Annotated in this window: 26 protein-coding genes; 7 read left to right on the plus strand and 19 right to left on the minus strand. The window is 37.7% G+C overall.

Going from position 1 to position 18,011, the window contains the following annotated elements:
- From ACXJIE_RS04030 to plsY, 9 genes are all read right to left on the minus strand, one after another.
- On the minus strand, window positions 1-638 hold a 638-nt coding region (locus tag ACXJIE_RS04030; RefSeq protein ID WP_456479687.1), incomplete at its 3' end, for an ABC transporter ATP-binding protein.
- Window positions 622-1,392: an ABC transporter ATP-binding protein gene (locus ACXJIE_RS04035; protein ID WP_456479688.1), complete on the minus strand. Its 771-nt coding sequence runs from the start codon at window positions 1,390-1,392 to the stop codon at window positions 622-624. The genes ACXJIE_RS04030 and ACXJIE_RS04035, both read right to left, overlap by 17 nt.
- Window positions 1,379-2,482: an NAD(P)/FAD-dependent oxidoreductase gene (locus ACXJIE_RS04040; protein ID WP_456479689.1), complete on the minus strand. Its 1,104-nt coding sequence runs from the start codon at window positions 2,480-2,482 to the stop codon at window positions 1,379-1,381. Before ACXJIE_RS04040 ends, ACXJIE_RS04035 begins: the two co-directional genes overlap by 14 nt.
- The gene (locus tag ACXJIE_RS04045; protein ID WP_456479690.1) at window positions 2,469-2,942 is read right to left on the minus strand and encodes a hypothetical protein; all 474 of its coding nucleotides are present in this window, start codon (window positions 2,940-2,942) and stop codon (window positions 2,469-2,471) included. The genes ACXJIE_RS04040 and ACXJIE_RS04045 overlap by 14 nt, the downstream gene beginning before the upstream one ends.
- Complete coding sequence (locus ACXJIE_RS04050; protein ID WP_456479691.1) at window positions 2,942-4,405, minus strand: Ppx/GppA phosphatase family protein; 1,464 nt, start codon at window positions 4,403-4,405, stop codon at window positions 2,942-2,944. The genes ACXJIE_RS04045 and ACXJIE_RS04050 overlap by 1 nt, the downstream gene beginning before the upstream one ends.
- Window positions 4,405-4,662, minus strand: a complete 258-nt coding sequence (locus tag ACXJIE_RS04055; protein WP_456479692.1) for a YfhL family 4Fe-4S dicluster ferredoxin — start codon at window positions 4,660-4,662, stop codon at window positions 4,405-4,407. The genes ACXJIE_RS04050 and ACXJIE_RS04055 overlap by 1 nt, the downstream gene beginning before the upstream one ends.
- Window position 4,663: 1 nt before the next feature.
- Complete coding sequence (gene hsrA, locus ACXJIE_RS04060; protein WP_456479693.1) at window positions 4,664-5,332, minus strand: homeostatic response regulator transcription factor HsrA; 669 nt, start codon at window positions 5,330-5,332, stop codon at window positions 4,664-4,666.
- Window positions 5,333-5,410: 78 nt separating this feature from the next.
- Entirely contained in the window at window positions 5,411-5,737 is a 327-nt protein-coding gene (locus ACXJIE_RS04065) for a dihydroneopterin aldolase (protein WP_456479694.1), read from the minus strand.
- Between the two features lie 29 nt (window positions 5,738-5,766).
- The gene (gene plsY / locus ACXJIE_RS04070) at window positions 5,767-6,375 is read right to left on the minus strand and encodes a glycerol-3-phosphate 1-O-acyltransferase PlsY (protein ID WP_456479695.1); all 609 of its coding nucleotides are present in this window, start codon (window positions 6,373-6,375) and stop codon (window positions 5,767-5,769) included.
- 77 nt (window positions 6,376-6,452) lie between these two features.
- On the opposite strand from plsY, the gene nadA reads away from it, so the two are divergent.
- The 5 genes from nadA (at window position 6,453) to ACXJIE_RS04095 (ending at window position 9,692) form a co-directional block, all read left to right on the plus strand.
- Window positions 6,453-7,424: a quinolinate synthase NadA gene (gene nadA, locus ACXJIE_RS04075; protein ID WP_456479696.1), complete on the plus strand. Its 972-nt coding sequence runs from the start codon at window positions 6,453-6,455 to the stop codon at window positions 7,422-7,424.
- A 144-nt stretch (window positions 7,425-7,568) separates the two neighbouring features.
- Window positions 7,569-8,390 carry a carboxylating nicotinate-nucleotide diphosphorylase gene (gene nadC / locus ACXJIE_RS04080; protein WP_456479712.1) on the plus strand — a complete coding sequence of 274 codons (822 nt, stop codon included), beginning with the start codon at window positions 7,569-7,571 and terminating at the stop codon, window positions 8,388-8,390.
- A 2-nt stretch (window positions 8,391-8,392) separates the two neighbouring features.
- Window positions 8,393-8,572, plus strand: a complete 180-nt coding sequence (locus tag ACXJIE_RS04085) for a hypothetical protein (protein ID WP_456479697.1) — start codon at window positions 8,393-8,395, stop codon at window positions 8,570-8,572.
- On the plus strand, window positions 8,565-8,819 hold the full coding sequence (locus ACXJIE_RS04090; RefSeq protein ID WP_456479698.1) for a type II toxin-antitoxin system RelE family toxin: 255 nt from the start codon (window positions 8,565-8,567) through the stop codon (window positions 8,817-8,819). The genes ACXJIE_RS04085 and ACXJIE_RS04090 overlap by 8 nt, the downstream gene beginning before the upstream one ends.
- Window positions 8,820-8,963: 144 nt before the next feature.
- On the plus strand, window positions 8,964-9,692 hold the full coding sequence (locus ACXJIE_RS04095) for a PhoH family protein (RefSeq protein ID WP_456479699.1): 729 nt from the start codon (window positions 8,964-8,966) through the stop codon (window positions 9,690-9,692).
- Here the strand turns inward: ACXJIE_RS04095 and ACXJIE_RS04100 are convergent.
- The 9 genes from ACXJIE_RS04100 to ACXJIE_RS04140 form a co-directional block, all read right to left on the minus strand.
- Window positions 9,684-10,352, minus strand: a complete 669-nt coding sequence (locus ACXJIE_RS04100; RefSeq protein WP_456479700.1) for a molybdate ABC transporter permease subunit — start codon at window positions 10,350-10,352, stop codon at window positions 9,684-9,686. The two genes, ACXJIE_RS04095 and ACXJIE_RS04100, sit on opposite strands and share 9 nt — an antisense overlap.
- Window positions 10,349-11,008, minus strand: a complete 660-nt coding sequence (locus ACXJIE_RS04105) for a molybdate ABC transporter substrate-binding protein (RefSeq protein WP_456479701.1) — start codon at window positions 11,006-11,008, stop codon at window positions 10,349-10,351. Before ACXJIE_RS04105 ends, ACXJIE_RS04100 begins: the two co-directional genes overlap by 4 nt.
- A 44-nt stretch (window positions 11,009-11,052) precedes the next feature.
- Window positions 11,053-11,907 carry an ABC transporter ATP-binding protein gene (locus ACXJIE_RS04110; RefSeq protein ID WP_456479702.1) on the minus strand — a complete coding sequence of 285 codons (855 nt, stop codon included), beginning with the start codon at window positions 11,905-11,907 and terminating at the stop codon, window positions 11,053-11,055.
- Window positions 11,904-12,578, minus strand: a complete 675-nt coding sequence (gene modB, locus ACXJIE_RS04115; protein WP_456479703.1) for a molybdate ABC transporter permease subunit — start codon at window positions 12,576-12,578, stop codon at window positions 11,904-11,906. The genes ACXJIE_RS04110 and modB overlap by 4 nt, the downstream gene beginning before the upstream one ends.
- A complete protein-coding gene (locus tag ACXJIE_RS04120) occupies window positions 12,575-12,949 on the minus strand; it encodes a hypothetical protein (RefSeq protein ID WP_456479704.1) in 375 nt (124 codons plus the stop codon). The genes modB and ACXJIE_RS04120 overlap by 4 nt, the downstream gene beginning before the upstream one ends.
- Before the next feature lie 9 nt (window positions 12,950-12,958).
- Complete coding sequence (gene modA / locus ACXJIE_RS04125) at window positions 12,959-13,675, minus strand: molybdate ABC transporter substrate-binding protein (RefSeq protein WP_456479705.1); 717 nt, start codon at window positions 13,673-13,675, stop codon at window positions 12,959-12,961.
- A 77-nt stretch (window positions 13,676-13,752) separates the two neighbouring features.
- A complete protein-coding gene (locus ACXJIE_RS04130) occupies window positions 13,753-14,976 on the minus strand; it encodes an L-cysteine desulfidase family protein (protein ID WP_456479706.1) in 1,224 nt (407 codons plus the stop codon).
- 75 nt (window positions 14,977-15,051) lie between these two features.
- Window positions 15,052-15,291, minus strand: coding sequence for an HP1242/YdcH family protein (locus ACXJIE_RS04135; protein ID WP_456479707.1), 240 nt, complete (start codon window positions 15,289-15,291; stop codon window positions 15,052-15,054).
- A 94-nt stretch (window positions 15,292-15,385) separates the two neighbouring features.
- Complete coding sequence (locus tag ACXJIE_RS04140) at window positions 15,386-15,688, minus strand: hypothetical protein (protein ID WP_456479708.1); 303 nt, start codon at window positions 15,686-15,688, stop codon at window positions 15,386-15,388.
- A gap of 180 nt (window positions 15,689-15,868) precedes the next feature.
- On the opposite strand from ACXJIE_RS04140, the gene ACXJIE_RS04145 reads away from it, so the two are divergent.
- A complete protein-coding gene (locus ACXJIE_RS04145) occupies window positions 15,869-16,264 on the plus strand; it encodes a DUF6858 family protein (RefSeq protein ID WP_456479709.1) in 396 nt (131 codons plus the stop codon).
- 55 nt (window positions 16,265-16,319) lie between these two features.
- Window positions 16,320-16,757 (plus strand): hypothetical protein, encoded by a 438-nt coding sequence (locus ACXJIE_RS04150; RefSeq protein ID WP_456479710.1) that lies wholly within the window; start codon window positions 16,320-16,322, stop codon window positions 16,755-16,757.
- Here ACXJIE_RS04150 and modD read toward each other — a convergent pair.
- Window positions 16,744-17,571, minus strand: coding sequence for a ModD protein (gene modD / locus ACXJIE_RS04155; RefSeq protein WP_456479711.1), 828 nt, complete (start codon window positions 17,569-17,571; stop codon window positions 16,744-16,746). The two genes, ACXJIE_RS04150 and modD, sit on opposite strands and share 14 nt — an antisense overlap.
- Between the last annotated feature and the right edge of the window lie 440 nt (window positions 17,572-18,011).

The raw sequence follows: 18,011 nt of genomic DNA on the forward strand, positions 1-18,011 counted from the left end.
TCCATAACAAGCGATCCGTTTTCCATTACATACGCCCTGTCGGCGATTTTAAGTGCGGCCGCGGCGTTTTGCTCGACCAAAAGAATGGTAACGTCGTCGTTTTTATTCAGATCCACCAAAATCCCGAACAGATCTTTTACGATAATAGGGGCAAGTCCGAGTGAGGGTTCGTCAAGCACAAGCATTTTAGGCTCGCTCATCAGTGCCCTCGCGATTGCGAGCATCTGCTGCTCACCGCCGCTGAGACTCCCGCCGTAGTTGTTTCTTTTCTGTTTGAGTCTCGGGAAAAGCCTGAACATCTCCTCTTTTAAATTCTCATAGTTTTCTTCGTTTGTATAAGCACCTATTTTAAGGTTTTCCTCAACGGTGAGGTTAATGAATATCCTTCTGCCCTCGGGTACCAAAGCCATACCGTGTTTTACGATTTTATCGGTTGAAAGTTTTGATATGTCGCCTTCTACAAACCTGACGTTCCCCTCTTTTTTTACAAGGTTAAAAATAGCGCTCAGTGTCGAAGTTTTGCCTGCCCCGTTCGCCCCGATAATGGTGACTATCTCACCGGCTTTCACTTCAAAATTGATACCTCTTACCGCTTCTATCACACCGTATTTTACTTTTAAATTATTCACCTTCAACATCGATATCTCCTAAATATGCTTTTATAACCGTCTCATCCTTCATCATATCGGCGGGCTTTCCTTCGAAAATCGTTTTACCGTAATCAAGCACCATCACCCTGTCCGCAATTTTCTGTACGAATTTCATATCGTGTTCTATAAAAAGAATTGTCTTTTCTTTTTCGCTTCTGAGCCTGAACACCGTATCGGCAAGTTCGTCCGTTTCTTTCGGGTTCATACCGGCCGCCGGTTCGTCCAAAAGCAGAAGATCCGGCTCGGTGGCCAAAGCCCTTGCAATTTCAACTTTTCTCTGGTTTCCGTAACTGAGCGCCTTTGCGTTATGGTTAGCGTACTGGTCTATTTTTAAAAATTTTAAAATCTCCATCGCCATTTCTTTATGCACTTTTTCCTGTGAAAAAAATCTCGGAAGCCTGAAAACAGCTTCGAAAAAAGTATATTCGATATGATTGTGAAACCCTATAAGAACGTTTTCCAAAACGGTCATCGAATTGAAAAGCCTGATATTCTGAAACGTTCTCGCAATCCCCTTTTCCACGATTTTTACGGGACTAAGCCCCGTAATTTCCTCATCTTTAAAATAAACGTGCCCTTTTGTAGGTTCAAACGCACCTGTTATAATATTAAAAAGCGTGGTTTTACCCGCACCGTTAGGCCCTACAAGCGCAAAAATTTCATTTTGTTTTACTTCAAAATTAACATCTTTTATCGCAACGACTCCGCCGAACTGCTTTGTTACATTTTTAACTTTTAACATTTTTCTCCTTTAAATACTCTTCACCTTCTTTTCTCGCCCATTTTATAAAAAGTCTCTTAGTGTCCAAAACACCGAGTTCTTTTCTTTCAACAATATGTTCTTTCAGCGCTTTAGCACATGCATACGCATTGGAAAACCCCCTGCCCCCCATGCCGTTTACAATATACAAACCTTCTATGAAATTCAGTTTTTTCGGCATTTCGCCTTTTACGATTTTCGGATTCATTTTCAGGCTTTCATCTACATCTATAATTTTACCAACCACAGGAAAATAATCAACACTCGCGGCCCTGAAACCGCCCATAATTTTTGATATTTTAAAATTTTGAATATCAACTATCTCTTTGGCTTTTTCAATAAGCTCATAAGCCTCCTCTTCATTCTCACGGCACTCAAGGCAGTTTCTTTTGTGCGTCGCGCCTATTTTTATAATTCCGTCTATTTCGGTTAACGAACAGTTTTTATGAAAATGACAGGGCATAATTTTTCCAAATTCTCCATTCTCAATTCTCCATTCTCCATTACCTTCAATTCTTTCCCCCCAAACGGGACGGATGTTTATATAGGGAATATCCATTAAAAACTTATGTCCCGTGGCTAAAATTACGTTTCTCGTTAAAAATCCGCCAACCCTCCAGAATTCACCTTCTTTATGCAAAGAATCGACTTTTTGAATTTCATAATCGACTTTTATTTTTTCCCTCACCTCCTCGGGGAAAACCACTCCGCCGTCTTTAAAGTAAAACCCCCCGTATTTTTTTTCAAAGGGCAGTTTTATATCTTTTTCGTATTTTTTAAATTTTTCTATGTCCCTATTATCCCGCGGAAGAAGAGTCACACCGGTTTTATGGGTATCGACACCCTCTTTTTCGTAAAATTGTAAAGAATTTATAATAGCTTTGTTAATAAATCTCGTATAGGCAGTGTCAAATCCTACTTTCGGAAACAAAAACGCCCCGGCAGCCGCACTCGCACCGGACGTTAAAACACCGTTTTCGTCAATCAAAAGGGTGTTGAAATCCTTTAGCATATATGCGCTTAGCAGTCCCGCTATTCCGCCGCCGATTACGATAAAATCAAAATGTTTCATCAAAAGCGCTTTTTAATTCCTCTTTTTTGATTTTTTTGAATTTTTCAAAAAGAAATTTCTCAAATTCGTCTTTATTTATCTGCACCTGAACATAAATCATTTTTTCTTTTTCGCTGTACCAGCTGTCCCCTTGTAGGGCGTTTAATATGACAAAATCTTTAATTTCCGAATCGATGTGTTTGTCTTTTACACCTATTTTTCTTAAAAACAGCTTCGTTTTGCTCTGAAGTTTGGCTATAAGTTCACTAACCCCTAAAGAATAAGCCTCTTCCTGTTTCAGTCTTGTCTGTTTATCGGCATGGACTTTTCCAACGCTTAAAAACGAAGACTGATAACACACCCAAAAAGGAGCCGGAATCTGATGGACGTAACATTTGGTAAACTCCCTGACCTTTGTGGTGGTATTGGAAACACTGCAGCCTAAAAACAGTGCGGGTATTATTAAAAACAGTCTTTTCATTATCCGCCTTTATCGGTTATCGTAAGATTAAAAAACAGTTCCCTGCTTTTACTTCTCTCTTTTGCAAGATACAGATTTTCACCTTCGATTACAATCTGTTTGCCTCGCTTAATTATATCCACTTTCGGTGCTGAAAAATTAATGTTAACGAGTTTTGCAACCCAGAAAATATTACACAGTTTTTCTATAATCTCTTTTCGGGGCAAAAGACATTTGTATTTTTCAATCTCTTTTTTCTTTATTTTTTTTCTTTTGTAAAAACGTATTATTTTTGACATCAAAAGCCTGTCACAGTGTCTGAACCCGTAATGGAGTGAATTTAAAATAATGTAATCGGTATGTTTGTGCGCTTCGTAAAAATCTATAAGCTCCCCGGCTCGTGAAAGTTTAATCGCATAAGTCAGATGAAGTTTGTATTTATCCTCAAGCTTAAAATCGTCTTTGAGCAAATCAAAAAGTTCAAGCGCTATTTTCGTTTCATAAGAAGAAAGTTTCGTATCTATCTGATAAACGTCGATAATCGTTCTGACAGAAGGGTTGAAATTTTCAGGAAATTTATGATTGTCATGTCTTAAGAGATCACTTAAAAAAACACCCTCCCTTACACCCACACCGCTGGTTATCACCTGTTTGGATCCCAAATAATCCAACAGCTCGGTAAATATAAGCACACCCGGTCTTATTACATCCAATCTTTCGGGTTTTACCCCTATTTTTAAAAGTTCGTCGTCTTTCATTTTGATTATTGATTTTAAAAATTTAATATGTTCTTTTACATCGTAAGTAAACCCGTGAAGAATATCGAGGGGATATTCTATTTTCTTCATTATAACCTGTGAAAGGGCCCTGATGGTTCCTCCTATTCCGAACACCTTGTTTTGTTTAAACTCATCGTTTAAACGTCCGATTTCGGCCCTTATGTGTTTTTTGGCACCTTCAATGTCGCCTTTGTCGAAATAGAGCTCTTTTAGCCTGACCGTTCCTATTTTAAGTGAAACGGTATTGATGATTTTTTTCTTTCTTATTAACGCAAGCTCGGTGGAGCCTCCCCCTATATCGATGGTAACGCCGTTTTTTTCATATAAAAGGTTTGCCGCGGCAACACCCCCGAAAAACGCCTCTTTGTCCCCGTCTATAACTTTTATGTTTATACCGAGTTCTTTTCTTACCCTGCTTAAAAACTCGCTTCTGTTCGGAGCGTCCCTGACAGCCGAAGTGGCGACAGCGAGAATTTTCCTTACTTTCAGAGATTTTGCAATTAAAAGAAACTCCCTAAGAGCGTTTATCGCCCTTTCAATTGCAAAATCCTGAAGGTTTCCGCCGTTTTCATAAGCGCCTTCGCTGATTCTTACTTTGGATTTTTCCTCTCTTAAAAGGTAAAACCCGAAACGGCTGGTTTTTTTAAACACAGCCATTCTGGCCGAGTTTGAGCCTATATCTATTACAGCCGTTATTTTAGCCATTATTCTTCTTCGTCTTTATGTATAAGTTCGGCTTTTAATCTTAATTCTTTCGCATTTTCCATATTATCCGGATCAGGCACAATCGCATCGACCGGACATACCTGCACACACTGAGGTTCACCCCCGTGTTCTATACATTCGGTACATAAATCCGGATCTATTTCATATATTGGATCCGCAGGCTCAATAGCCCCGTTGGGACATTCGTCCACACATGCATCACACGCTATGCATTCATCGTTAATCATAAGTGACATGCTACTCCTTTGGATAACAGAATTTATAGCCTCTTCGGCGAATGGTCTTAATTGTATCAATTTTAAAAACTTTGTCAACCTTTTGACGTATCTGATTTACCGCAACTTCTATAACATTCGGGGTTACGAGCTCGGGCTCCTCCCAGATGGCGTCTAAAAGCTGCTCTTTTGATATTACCTGATTGGGATATCTCGCAAGATGGGTAAACACCTCAAACGCCTTGCCTTTTAAATAAGTTTCTTTCCCGTTGTAGACGATTTTTTCTTCGTCTTTTACTATAATCAAATCTTTAATTTTTATCTGTGATTCTTTTCCACTTCTTAAAGCCACATTTATACGCGTTATCAGCAAATCGAAATTCAGCGGTTTTTTTATAAAATCGTCCGCCCCCATTTTTAACACTTTTATTTCGGTTTCAACGGAATGGTCGTTTGAAATTACGATTATTTTGATTAAAGGGTAAATTTCCTTAGCGTAATCTATAAATTTAAAAACCTCGCTGAGTCCGAAATCGGCATCTATAACAGCTAAATTATAATGTCTGATATCCAAAAAGTATTTACCGTCTTTTACGGTAAACACCTCATCACTCTTATACCCCACTTCTTCAAGAGATTTTGTGATTAAATGGTTTAATGTCTCATCTTTTTCAATTACAAGAAGTCTCACTCTCTCTCCTTTAATTTCGTATTCGGCAGGCGGCCGAATACGACCACGAACCTAATACTCGAAAAATTATATCAAAAATTAATATTTTCTTAAAATCTCCACTCCCACTAAAGCATTCCTTAAAATTTCAGGCTTTTGGATTTTAAGTTTCAGACTTCTCATTTGCGGATATTTCTTTATCAATGTATATTCAATAGCTTCTAATGCGTCTTCGATTAACATAAACTTTTTTTCTATCATTAATTTTTCTAAAATACTGCAAACCTCTGCATAATCAATAAATTCGTTTTTGTTTTTATATTCTATTTCTGCATTTACAACAACTTTTTGAATTTTTTCTCTCTCTTCGGGAAGTATCCCGATTATCGCTTCAAACTCTAAATTTTCAATTAATATTCTATACATTTTCCATTTTCCATTGAAACATTTTCCATTTATATTACCCTCTTCTCCTCACCCACAATCAGCCTGTAAATATTGTCTTTATGTTTATAAAGTACGATAAATCCTATTATTAAAAGAGGGGCATGCGAATGGATAGGAAGATCCGGATACAAAATATATGTGCTTAAAATTCCCACCACAATCGCGCTAAGAGAACTTAAAGAAGAAATTTTTACGGTTTTAACCATAACAAACCACACGACAACCGCAACGAGCACGGCTTTTGGAACAAGCACCAAAAGAACCCCGGCCGTAGTCGCCACGCCTTTTCCGCCTTCAAGCTTCAGATACGGTGAAAAACAGTGCCCTATCACCGCTATGACGGCTATCGCCCACTGTGTGGCCTCGCATACCCCGAACGCTTTTGCAGCAAGTATTACAAGAGCTCCTTTCAGAGCATCCAAAAGAAGCGTAACCGCAGCGAGTTTTTTAGCTTTAACCGGATCACTCCGTTTTAAAACCCTCAGCACGTTCGTAGCGCCTATATTACCGCTTCCTTGCTCTTTTATGTTAATTCCCGCAAAATATTTCGCTATAAGGTACCCAAACGGAATCCCCCCCACAAGATAAGCTATTAAATACCACATTATTGGAGACATATTTTTCCTTTTTTGTGAAATTATAATATAATTTTTATAAAGTAATCACACTCCATTTATACGCAAAAAGGATATAAATGATAAACGAAATAAAAGAACTTATAAAAAAACACAATATAACCATAGCGGCGCACTATTACGAAAAAGACGAAATATTCGATTTAGCCGATTTAACGGGAGACAGCCTTGAGCTTGCCAAAAAAACGAGCGCTCTTAAAAACCCTCTGATATTCTGCGGTGTGAAATTTATGGGTGAAAGCGCAAAAATACTAAACCCTGAAATAGACGTGTATATGCCCCGCCTTTCCGACTGCTCCATGGCGAGAATGGCGGAAGAGGTAAAAGTGGAGGAGAATATAAAAACATTAAAAGAAAACGATATAGATTTTATTCCTATAACCTATATCAATTCAACCGCCAAAACAAAAGCGATAGTCGCCCGAAACGGAGGACTTACCTGTACAAGCTCAAACGCTCAAAAAATAATAGAATGGGCGCTTAAACAAAACAAAAAGATCTTTTTCCTCCCCGACAAAAACTTAGGAAGAAACATAGCGGCCAAACTCGGAATCAGCGCCGAAATAATAGGCGAAGAAAACTGGCAAAACGCCACTATGATATGCTTTGACGGACACTGCAGCGTCCACCAGCTCTTTATGCCAGAACATGTGGAGTTTTACAAAGAAAGATTTCCGGAAATTAAAATCGTAGTACACCCGGAATGCTCTCCGGAAGTGGTAAAACTCGCCGATTTTGCCGGAAGCACTTCACAGATACTGAATTATGTAAAAGAAAACCCGACAACCCCTATGGCAATCGGGACTGAATTTAATTTCGTAAACAGAATGAAAAACGAAATAAACCCGAATATTTACGTACTCAGCTCAACAAAACCGGAATGTCCTTCAATGAACGAAACGACTCTGGAAGAGCTGTATAAACTATTAAAAGCCATAGATGAAGGAAAAGATTACAATAAAATCGAAGTTGATCCCGAAATTGCAAAAAACGCTAAAACAGCACTTGAGAGAATGATGAAACTCTCTTAAATGGAAAATGATAAAAAAGTTTTAAAATATTATTTTAAGAAAACATCTGCAGCGTAATGGTCGAAATTTCTGTGAAATTTCGGGTTACCATAGCAAGCCGTTTGAAAAAAATAATATTTTAAAATAAAAAGGAAAAAAATGCTTATGAAATATCAAATTATCGATTTTTTGAAAAACGCGTTAAACGAGGATATCGGAAGGGGGGATCTTGCCAGAAGATTTATAAATAAAAACGCAAAAGCCCTAATCATGGCAAAAAGCGAAGGTGTGGTCGCGGGTATAGAATACATAAAACATTTCAGCTCTCTTGCAGACGTTAAATTTGATTTTCTTTTTGAAGACGGGGATTTTTACAAAAAAGGGGACGTTATTTTTGAAGTTTACGGAAACGCCAAGGATCTGCTCTCAATCGAAAGAACAATGCTAAATATCCTCCAACACGCAAGCGGAATCGCCAGCAACGCGTATGAATTTGTAAAACTGACGGAAAACAGACTCAAAATTTTAGATACGAGAAAAACAAGGCCTAATCTTAGGGTTTTTGAAAAATACGCGGCGTTTTGCGGGGGTGTTACAAACCACAGACTCGGACTTGACGACTGCCTGATGCTAAAAGACACCCACTTAGCCCTTTTTAGCTCAATAAAAGAAGTGGTTGCAAAAGCAAGGGAAAACATACCGTTTACGACAAAAATAGAAATCGAAGCCGAAAACGTGGAAATGGCAATTGAAGCCATGCAGGCGGGTGCGGATATAGTAATGTGCGACAATATGGACTTTGAAGAGATCAAAAAAGTCGTGGAATACAGAAACAAAAACTTTAAAGGTGTATTCCTTGAAGCCAGCGGCAACGTAACGCTTGAAAACATAAAAGAATACGTAAAAACCGGTATCGACGCCGTAAGCAGCGGCGCAATAATCCATCAGGCGACTTTTAAAGATTTCTCAATGAAAATGAAAGGATAAATATGGATACAGTAGAAATTATAAATCATTTAGATGAAAAAGATAAAAAACTGCTTGATTTTATTGCATATGAACTTTTAAAAAAAGAAAAATACAAAAATTTAAGAGAGGAAATAGAAAAAAGAAGAGAAGAAATAAAAAAAGGCAACACATTATCTCACGAAGAAGTTTGGAATGTTTAAATTGGTTTATGCAAAAAGCATAAAAAAAGACATTAAAAATTTAGACACAAAAACAAAAGAAAAATTAAAAAATGAGATTGAAAAATTACAACATTTCCCAAATCTTTCACAAATAAAAAGATTAAAATCTTACCCGTTTGCCGATTTTAGATTAAAAGTCGGAAATTACAGAGTTTTATTTGATGTTGATTTTGAAAATCAAGAACTTCACATATTAAAAATTGCACATAGAAAAGATTTATATTAAGGAGCGGCCATTCTAATAGAAGACAAAAATTTCGAATACGGACATTTCATAGGAATAAAACCCGCCAAAGAGATAATCGAATACATCAGACAAAAACACGACTACGAACTTCAGTACTGGGATTTTATCATCACATACGATGAAATGAACGAAAGGGATCTGGCGTACTGCTATAACCCTTATAAAGGCATTGAGAGAATTGACAACATCCCCGAAACTTCCAAAATAAGAATAAAAAACGCCAAAATTTTCGAACCGCTCGATATTTATCAAAAATGCGCGGTTTATGCAATGGTGGAATCTCCTGCAAGTTTAATTACAGGTAGATTCGGAAGCGGTAAAACCTTGCTCGCCACGGCGACGGCGCTTAGCCTTACAAAGAAAAAAATATTTATAACACGTCCTCCCATCGGTATCAGCAGCGACTACGACATAGGATTTCTTCCCGGAAGCAAAAATGAAAAAATGCTCGAATGGGCGGGGGGATTTTTGAGTGCGCTTAATTTCCTATACAGGGATTTGAAAGGCCAAAGTTACGACAGCATAAAAAGCCAGCTCTTTTTTGAAAAATTCGAAATAATACCGCTTAATATGATTCAGGGGGTTTCCATCCTTGAAAGCGAAATTTTAATAGTGGACGAAGTCCAGCTTATAACGAGGGAATATATGAGTATGATACTTTCCCGTATGAGCGAAGGCAGTAAGCTGTTTTTACTCGGTGATTTGCACCAGACATATTCCACAATCGACAAACAGGACAGCGGCCTATTTAGACTCCAGCAGGTACTTCCGCACGAAGCGCTCGCATGGGTGGATCTGCAAAAAATATACAGAAACAAACTGACCGAAATAGCCATAAAACTTTTAGAATAGCCTGTTTTCCGATTCGAAAATTTTTAAAACGGCAAACAGCACCAGCGATATCGCAAACATTATAACGCTCAGGCTCATAGCCGTATCAATGTCGCCGTTAAAAACGGCGGAAAAAATTTCAATGGAAACCGTGTTCGTTTTAAAAGGAATATTCCCTCCCAACATCAGGCTCATTCCAACCTCTCCCAAGATCCTTGAAACACTCAAAATAAACGATACGGCAAACACCCTTTTTATATTAGGCACTATTACGAACAAAAACGTGCTCAGTCCGCTTTTGCCGGACAGATAGGAAGCCTCCCTAATATTTTTTGGAAACTGTCTCACCGAAGCTATCAAAGGTTTTACAAACAAAGACACGGAAGCCACAAAACCTGCCAACACCAGCCCCCAGAAACCGAAAACTATATGAAAGTCGGTTTTTAAAAGCAACCTTCCAAGCAACCCGCTATCCCTAAAAAGCCACAAAAGTAAAAAACCCGTGGCTATCGGAGGAAAAAGAAGCGGCAGATCAACTATCATATAAACAAATTTTTTTAGAACGCCGTTTTCCTCCGTTAAATAAAACACCAGGGGTATACTTAAAAAAACCAATAACAAAACATCCGCCGAAACAACCTCCAGCGTGAGTTTTATTGAAAAAAGCGCTTCAGAGTTCATATACCGTATCCTTTCAGATAATTTCTAACTTTTTTGGATTTAAGATATCCGATAAAACTTTCCGTTCCTTCGTCTTTTTTCAAAACAGAAATTCCGAACAAAACAGGCTTGTAATATTTCTGAGGAATGTCCAGGGCAAAAAACCTGCCCTTTAGTAAAATCGAAGCCGTCTTGCTTGCAACCGCCGAATCGCACTGATTCATTATCAGATAATTTATACCCTGCGGCATCATGGATACAGTAAACACACCCGGATGCAGATTCAAATTATCAAACGCCTCCCGTGCGGCTTTTCCGTATATGGTTGTTTCAGGGTTAGGAAGCGCCAGGCGTTTCAGTTTATTTATATCTTTTAAGGATTTTAGTTTGGTTTTTGTCAAAACGACAAGTTTGCCGTACCCCAGCAACATAAAATTTTTAAAACCGTTTTTGTTTAACGTTTCTTTGTCGCCTATTATCATATTAAGAGTATGCAATTTCGCCTGTGCCATTAACATTCCCAAAGGTGCGTATACGGCATTTACTTTTATTTTATGGGAAGAGTCATAATCACTGATCAGTTTAACAAAAACATCTTTATAACCTCCCGGAATTCCTACATAAACATCACCGAAAAGATGCATAAAACACACCAGCGCAAAAATCAAAACCCTCATTTGCCCTCCTTCGTAATATATTTTTTTATATAACGCTTCGTTTTTTATATTTTCCTTATCAAAGGATTGTAAGCCTTGCTTGAAACCACGACTTTGTCCCCTACTTTCAGCTCCTCCGCCTCTTTTTTGGAAATAACCACCTCAACTATCTGGTTCGCAATCGAAACAACCGCGATATTTATAACGTCAACCCCCACTATGTCGATAATCTTGCCTTCAAACGCGAACTTCGCCGACCCGCTTGTTTTTAACAAAAGCTCCTTAGGCGAGGAAAATTTTTCTATTTTTCCGTTGTTTAGCACAATCATTTTGTTTGCAAGCCTGTATATTTCGCTCGGGGAATGGGAGACCATAACGGTCGTTAAATCGAAAATTTTGTGAAATTCCGCTATATCGTTTTGAAGTTTTTCCCTCATTAAGGGATCGAGTGCGGAAAAAGGTTCGTCCATAAGTAAAATTTTCGGTTTTCTCATCAGCGCCCTGCAAAGGGCGACCCTTTGTTTCTGCCCCCCGCTCAGCGTGTTCGGATATCTGCCGGCAAGTTCACCGAGCCCCGCCATTTCCAAAAGCTCGGCCGCAAGTTTTCTGTTTTTTTTCACATATAAAAGATTTTCAAGAACACTCATATTCGGAAACAGCGCAAAATCCTGAAAAACAAACCCCACCTCCCTTTTCTGCGGCGGCAGTTTTATTTTTCCGTCCTGCCACACCTCGTCTTCCACAAAAATCTCGCCCTCACACTCCTCAAGCCCTGCGATTATCCTAAGAAGCGTGGTTTTTCCGCTGCCGCTCGGACCCGAAATTGCCAGAAAATCGTTCTTTTTTATTTCAAAAGCGCATAAAAGCTCCATCTCTCCGCCGCTTCCGTGAAGTTTCTTTTTTATATCCACTTTAATCATAAAAACCTCTTTTTCTGATTTTCATTAAACGTATATACGAACAACAGTACGATAAAACTTATAGCAAGCATTATAAGACTGTAAATATGCGCGCTTTCATAATCAAGCGTTTCTACATAATCATATATGGCCACACTCGCAACCTCCGTTTTGCCCGGAATCGAACCTCCCACCATCAAAACGACACCGAATTCCCCGACCGTGTGCGCAAAGGTAATAATGATTGCGGTCATCAGGGATGTTTTGATATTGGGAAGTATTACCTTAAAAAGGGTGGTGATTCTTCCTTTGCCGCTTAAATAGGAAGCTTCGATTATATTTTTCGGCACGTTTTCAAAACCGTTTTGCAGCGGCTGAATCATAAACGGAAAAGAGTATATGCTGCTTGCAACAACGAGCCCTTCGAAAGTAAAAACAAGCTTTACATTAAACATTTCCTCAAAAAACCTGCCTACCGGTGAACTTTGGGACAAAAACACCAACAGATAAAATCCCAAAACCGAAGGGGGCAGCACAATGGGAAGGGCGCTTACAGCCTCCAAAACGGGTTTGAATTTGGATTTTGTGGAACTTAAAAACCACGCAAAAGGAATCCCTATTACAAGCAAAATAAGAGTGGTAAAAAAAGCAAGTTTGAAAGAGAGTAAAAAAGGCGTAAAGTCTATATTCATTCAAAAACCTTTTCTACTGCTACATCGTTTGCCTTAAACATTACGAAAACGTCTTTTTTAAAATTGTCATATCCCCTAAGCGTAATACATTCCATTTCAAACCCCTCCACATCAACCGTTACACTTGAAAGTATTTTCCCTCTGCTGATTTCGGTAACTCTACCTTTTAACGCATTTTCAAAATCGCATTTTTCATTTGAAACACTGACCGCCGTAGGCTTTATAATAAGCTGTGCTTTTTTACCCACCTTCAGATCGATATTCATCTCCAGCATCAAAACATTTACGTTTTGGGAGCCGATTTTAAATTTAATTAAATTCAGTCTTTCAAGCGAATATATATCCGTAATTTCGCCGATTAATCTGTTCACTTTTTCCCTTTAAAATATATAACCGTATTTTTTAAACACCTTTTTTGCATCGTCAGAAAAAATAAAATTATAAAATTCACGCGTACCGTTTTTATTATTAAGCATTATTATACCCTGATTTATTGGCTTATAAAGGTTTTTAGGAACGTCCGCAAAATTTTTGTATTTTTTCATTTTCGGGGAAAAAAGCGAACTTTTCGCCACAATTCCGATATCCGCCGAATTGACGGTATAAGGTATAACCGCACTTACCGTCTCGGCATACACGAGCTTGTCCGCAACACTGCCGTACACCCCCGCATTTTTCATAGCTTCCACCGCCGCCCTTCCGTATGGAGCGGTTTTAGGATTCGCCAAAGCGATTGATTTTGCGTTTAACAGGGCTTTTTTAAAATTATCCAGTTTAATGTTCTTTACGCTGAAAAGCGCTATGGCACCTTTTGCGTAAACTTCGGGTTTGCTTTTTACTAACCCCTTTTTATAAAGAAATTCGGGATATTTCATATTGGCGGACATAAATATGTCGTATTCCGCCCCGTGTATAATCTGAGCGGTCAGCTTCCCGCTGCTTGCAAGAATCACATTCACCTTTACATCAGGATATTTACGATTGAACTTTTTGATAATTTCCGGCATTGCGTAAGTAGTGTTCGCGGCTGCGGCAACATAAATCTGAGATGCGAAGAGTGATATAAAACCGCTGATCAAAAGAATAAAAAAAAGCATTCGTTTTCCTTTGTCGTTATATATCTTAAGATATAACGCTATTATAATATCTTTTTTTATTACAGTCAATACAAAAATCAAATAATCTTGTTTTTCATAATTTCGACAATGCTCTTGTCAACCCCCGACATGGACTCGGCAACTTTTTTTAAATTCCTTATACTGTATGTAATATCGTTTTCCAAAATCCCGTCACTGTAAACAGGTTTGCCCTCCAAAGCGAACATTGCTGATTCATATCCCGTTTTAGCCCCCAGAAAAACCTTCAGCGAACACGCCATTTTCGCCCCGTCGCATATTACACCGTTGATGTTTTGAATAACAAACGACACGGCATTTTTAGAAACATCCCTTCTTCCGCTTTGAAGATACGCAATAGCACCGGCAACACCGCAGCCGCTTGCAAACGCGGCTCCGCATACAGGGGAAAGCCTCCCGATAAACAGTTTCACATAAATCGTTATAAGCATACTCAAAGCAACCGCTTTTAATATGTCTTTTTGTTCAAAACCTGTTTCCCCGCCGTAAACCCACACCGGCAGTACCGCGCTTATTCCGTGATTTCCGCTTCCTACCAGACTCATGGCCGGAAAATTCACCCCTTCCATCCTCGCATCCGACGCGGAAGAGGTGAGAGCCAAAATTTTAGACAAAACATCATTCCCGCCAAAACTTTTTCCTATATTTAACGCACAGTCGTTATTAAGCCCTATTTCGGCCAGCTTTAAATTCATATCAACAGCCTCTTTGACAAATCCTACGTCTTCTTCGATAAGATCATACAGAATGTCAAAATTCTGATTTTTCAGCCAGTTTTCGATATCGGATATGTCGTTTTCAGCCGTTTTGTACGGAAATTTCATCTCTTTTTCCGGTGTTTTGACAAAAGAAACATAATCATGATATTTTTCGCTGACAACTTCACAGCCGTTAAGGTTGCTTTTTATAAAAATTTCCCTGCCTTCTATTACGTTTAGCTCTATTAAATCCATAAATTCTTCAGCTTTTTTTAAACACTTTTCATCCACATCTTCAAATATATTTAAACCTTTTTCTTTCTTTCCGCATACAAATCCGAGCGCAAAGGCAAGTTTTACGCCGAACTTTCTGCCGGTGTTGGGAATAGGCACATACATGGCGTTTTTCATTAAATTGGTGTTTATAGTAAGTTTAATTTTTCCGTTTACGTTTAAACCGGCATATTCCTTTAAATAAGCGGCATTTAAAGCAATGGCGGCCGGTTCGGTACATCCGAGGGCAGGTTTCATCTGAGGCAGCAAAACTTCTTTCAAGGTATACATAACAACGCCTTTTTATTGAAAGTATAGTAGAAAACGGTAGAAATTTATAGTAAAAAATTGCTAAAAAAGGAGGGGTTAGAGACCTTTTTCCTTTTTATATTCGACTACAGCCGCATAAACTTCGTCTTTTATATGAAGTTTTTCTTTTTTGAGTTTTTCAAGCTCAAGCTCTTCCATATGCTCTCTTCCCGCTTCCACTTCGTCTATTATTTTATTAAGTTCCGCGTGTCTTTCGATAAGTTTGGCTATATGCGGGTTTTCAGCAGCCACTTTTTCCATTACTGGTATTAATTCCGGACAACATTCTTTAAACATTTATACTCCTTTTTTATTTTTAATAATTTTACCATATTTTCGAAACAATATTAAATCTTTAACCGGCCGTTTTTTAGCACCTTGAGCCGGAAGTTCAATTTATATCGCATCTCGAATCGTCGAATTCGTCGTCATCGTCAAACTCTTCATAAAAATCGTCATAATCCTCATCCAGCTCTTCCCTGTTTTTTTTAGGGCTGCATATTTCGCATTCGGTAATTTCATAATCCTCTACGTTTTGCAGATATTCCTCAATTTCCGAATAAAAATTGTACGGTATGAATTCAAGTTTGGTGTTTAAGTTTAAATCCTCTTTTTTTTCAAAAACCGCATCACACAAATCCGAATGTATTTCAATATTTTTATTCTCATTATCAATAATAAGCATATATCCCATTTCAGGCCTTTTTTTTGAAATTATATCATTTTAGAGTTCTGATTGCGGGAGTTTGAAAGTATATTTGTTAAACGCTCTTGTAATAATTTTTACTCTTTCCGTTTATATATAATTTTTACTTATAACAGATATAATTTATCCTTAATTTCGTTAAACTTCGCTTCAAAAAAAGGAGAATCAATGCAGCAGATGATTTTACAGGAAAAATATCCGGTATTCGTACTTGACGTGGAAAAAAACGAAACACACTATAAAACGGCGGGTGAAATAATAGAGTTTTTCAAAGAAAAAATAAACGCGCACCCCGTATGTACGTATATCGGGGAATTCGACCATTACGCACACACAAAATCGCTTCCCGAAGGTGAAATAAACCCTGAAATAAACGACTGTAAACTTGTGCTTTTCTGTTTCGGAAACAAACTGCCCAACGGAAAAATCCCGGCGGCAAGACCGAGAAGCATAAGCGTGACGGAATATAAGGACAAATTCGAAATAGCCTTTCTTGAAGCACCGGCTTTAATAGCAAACGAAGTTATGGAAGGTTGGGTTAAAGAGCTTAAAAACAGTCTTTAATCCCTCTTTCATTTTTTAGATTTATAATATAAAAAATCTAAAAAAGGAGGGGAAGATGAAAAAGCTCATCCTTTTGAGTTTAACCGGTTCCATAATCTTCGCCGAAAACATACTCCCCGCACAATTCGGCAACTGCACACAAATTTCATTTTTTAACAAATACAACGCACCCATAGCCATTAACGATTATATGCAAATAATTAAAAAATATTCCTGCGGCAGTAACATCCTTTACATAGGTATAGAAGACAGAATACCCGGAATTTTAAAACTTTCGACGGACAAAAACACAAACGACTTTTTATTAAAATACTTCGCATTACAAAATTATCCGGCCGCCGTGTATGTGGACAAACGGTTTCAAAAAGGTGTAATCGCCGTCCAACTGGACAATAACAAAGCTTTAAAAGTACTTTTTTACGGTACCGATTACAAACAGGCGTTAAGTGATATTAAAAAACTTAACATAAAAAAAACGGCTAAGAAGTTATAACAACTTTAACATCCGCCCCCTTTGCAAAATAAGGGGCGGTTGTCACTATACTGTCGACTCCCGTTTTCGCATAATCTTCAACATTGTTAATGTTTATACCTCCTGCACTGATAACCTTTATATTGTGTTTATGAGCCTCTTTTACAATTTTTTCGGTCGTTTCAACATCTATTTTGTCAAGCTGAAGCACATCTATACCGATTTCTATCAGTTTTTTTGCATGATCAAAACTTTTAGCCTCAGCCACCCATTTTTTCTCGATCGATCTATTCCTAAGTTTTTTAAATTCCTTATAAAATTTCTCCCATCCCCCGTACAAATTAATGTAATTGTCGAATATCAGAATCGTTTCGGTTGTCGTTACCCTGTGAGGAAGTCCTCCGCCGTCCATAACCGCCTTAAGAGCGATTTTTTTAGTAAAAGGAATAACCTTTCTGGTTGTAAGTATTTCAATATCAGGATTAAATTTTCTTGCCTTTTTTGTCATTTCATATACATAAGTAGATACGCTTAATGCATATTCATATATATTTTGAGCCACTTTCCACAAAATCAAAACATTTTCCCCGTGAGCTTCAAACAGTCTACTTCCGCCTCTAATGAAATTTCCGTCTTTTTCTTTAAAAACAACTTTTAAATTCAATTTTTCAGCAAGTTTTTCGATAATTTCATTAGCTGTGACGATACTGTCTTTTCTTGTAAAAAACGTTATTTTCCCTTCGTCTTTTATTTCAAGCAGTTCCTGAGTCAAATCAAACATAGGCATATCTTCGTTTATAAGCCTGTCTATTTCTTCATAAGTAAAATACATCATACCCTCCGTTATATATAAAAACATATAACGCATTATAACACTTTTTTTTATCAATTACTATGATAGATAATAAATTTTTAAAAGTTAAGATTCAAAAATTCAACAAAAACTTTAGATCACAAAGTACTACACTCATCTAAGCGGCAATAAAAGGAATATTAACAGAATTACAATCTGTTAGTTAAGATTTATTTATGCTCTTCTTTATTTCTTTTTTTCATACTTTGTACATCTTTTTCCAATGAATCAATCCTTGCACTTATAACAGTGAGCTTATGCCAGATAAAATAACAGACAACAGCTAAAATAACAAATAATACCAAACCTCTAAAACATTCTTACGAATGGAACAGAGATTGCTTGTAATGAATATGAGAAGGTTAAAAGTAAGGGATTATCATACAATAAAGGAATTAAGAAGAGAAATTAGGGATTCAAAA

The organism is Nautilia sp., from assembly GCF_053994455.1.

Bases quoted from the DNA above. Each gene is read 5' to 3' on its own strand.
- modD (WP_456479711.1), bottom strand. From the start codon at position 17,571: ATGATGTATTTTACTTATGAAGAAATAGACAGGCTTATAAACGAAGAT.
- ACXJIE_RS04050 (WP_456479691.1), bottom strand. From the start codon at position 4,405: ATGGCTAAAATAACGGCTGTAATAGATATAGGCTCAAACTCGGCCAGA.
- nadC (WP_456479712.1), top strand. From the start codon at position 7,569: ATGAAATATCAAATTATCGATTTTTTGAAAAACGCGTTAAACGAGGAT.
- ACXJIE_RS04085 (WP_456479697.1), top strand. From the start codon at position 8,393: ATGGATACAGTAGAAATTATAAATCATTTAGATGAAAAAGATAAAAAA.
- plsY (WP_456479695.1), bottom strand. From the start codon at position 6,375: ATGTCTCCAATAATGTGGTATTTAATAGCTTATCTTGTGGGGGGGATT.
- ACXJIE_RS04135 (WP_456479707.1), bottom strand. From the start codon at position 15,291: ATGTTTAAAGAATGTTGTCCGGAATTAATACCAGTAATGGAAAAAGTG.
- nadA (WP_456479696.1), top strand. From the start codon at position 6,453: ATGATAAACGAAATAAAAGAACTTATAAAAAAACACAATATAACCATA.
- ACXJIE_RS04090 (WP_456479698.1), top strand. From the start codon at position 8,565: ATGTTTAAATTGGTTTATGCAAAAAGCATAAAAAAAGACATTAAAAAT.
- ACXJIE_RS04065 (WP_456479694.1), bottom strand. From the start codon at position 5,737: ATGTATAGAATATTAATTGAAAATTTAGAGTTTGAAGCGATAATCGGG.
- ACXJIE_RS04035 (WP_456479688.1), bottom strand. From the start codon at position 1,392: ATGTTAAAAGTTAAAAATGTAACAAAGCAGTTCGGCGGAGTCGTTGCG.
- ACXJIE_RS04140 (WP_456479708.1), bottom strand. From the start codon at position 15,688: ATGGGATATATGCTTATTATTGATAATGAGAATAAAAATATTGAAATA.
- ACXJIE_RS04130 (WP_456479706.1), bottom strand. From the start codon at position 14,976: ATGTATACCTTGAAAGAAGTTTTGCTGCCTCAGATGAAACCTGCCCTC.
- ACXJIE_RS04040 (WP_456479689.1), bottom strand. From the start codon at position 2,482: ATGAAACATTTTGATTTTATCGTAATCGGCGGCGGAATAGCGGGACTG.
- ACXJIE_RS04145 (WP_456479709.1), top strand. From the start codon at position 15,869: ATGCAGCAGATGATTTTACAGGAAAAATATCCGGTATTCGTACTTGAC.
- modA (WP_456479705.1), bottom strand. From the start codon at position 13,675: ATGCTTTTTTTTATTCTTTTGATCAGCGGTTTTATATCACTCTTCGCA.
- ACXJIE_RS04110 (WP_456479702.1), bottom strand. From the start codon at position 11,907: ATGATTAAAGTGGATATAAAAAAGAAACTTCACGGAAGCGGCGGAGAG.
- ACXJIE_RS04055 (WP_456479692.1), bottom strand. From the start codon at position 4,662: ATGTCACTTATGATTAACGATGAATGCATAGCGTGTGATGCATGTGTG.
- ACXJIE_RS04045 (WP_456479690.1), bottom strand. From the start codon at position 2,942: ATGAAAAGACTGTTTTTAATAATACCCGCACTGTTTTTAGGCTGCAGT.
- ACXJIE_RS04095 (WP_456479699.1), top strand. From the start codon at position 8,964: ATGAACGAAAGGGATCTGGCGTACTGCTATAACCCTTATAAAGGCATT.
- modB (WP_456479703.1), bottom strand. From the start codon at position 12,578: ATGAATATAGACTTTACGCCTTTTTTACTCTCTTTCAAACTTGCTTTT.
- ACXJIE_RS04105 (WP_456479701.1), bottom strand. From the start codon at position 11,008: ATGAGGGTTTTGATTTTTGCGCTGGTGTGTTTTATGCATCTTTTCGGT.
- ACXJIE_RS04150 (WP_456479710.1), top strand. From the start codon at position 16,320: ATGAAAAAGCTCATCCTTTTGAGTTTAACCGGTTCCATAATCTTCGCC.
- ACXJIE_RS04100 (WP_456479700.1), bottom strand. From the start codon at position 10,352: ATGAACTCTGAAGCGCTTTTTTCAATAAAACTCACGCTGGAGGTTGTT.